Here is a 444-nt window from a genome sequence, read left to right as displayed (position 1 = left end):
GAGGGGAATCGCGCTGAGGTCCGGACCGTGGACCGGGAGCCGGACGAATCCGGCGTCCGCGCCGGACGCGCGGTCCCGCAGCACGCCGAACGCCTCCGCGGCGGTCACCTGCATCAGGGTGAGGGGAATCTCCGGCAGGCGCTCGTTCCAGATCCGCACCCACTTGCTCGGTGTCACGCCCGGAACGTATGCGAGCCGGAACGAGGAAGGTGCTTCCGAGCCTGTCACCCCACCAGGCTATCCGCTGCTGGTCGGAGGCGGCACGCACGCTCGTTATCCTTGGGGCATGACGTCGCAGCAGACCACACAGACCATGAAGCCCGCGACAGCGGCGAAGAAGCTGGGCGTGTACCTCCCGGCCACGCCCGCCGGGTTCCAGGAGGGTGTCGTCTCCCGCGCCGAGTTGAAGGCACTCCAGACCGATCCCCCCGAGTGGCTGGTGGA

General features: G+C 69.1%; 1 protein-coding gene. It reads left to right on the top strand.

The genetic code is table 11. The features are described 5' to 3' along the window. Positions 1-286: 286 nt before the first annotated feature. Positions 287-444 (top strand): DUF5997 family protein (locus AC5RWQ_RS30525; protein ID WP_494286052.1); only part of this gene is annotated, 158 nt, incomplete at its 3' end.

This window comes from Micromonospora sp. BS32, assembly GCF_059089345.1.
This window is presented reverse-complemented; position numbering and strand designations above follow the sequence as displayed.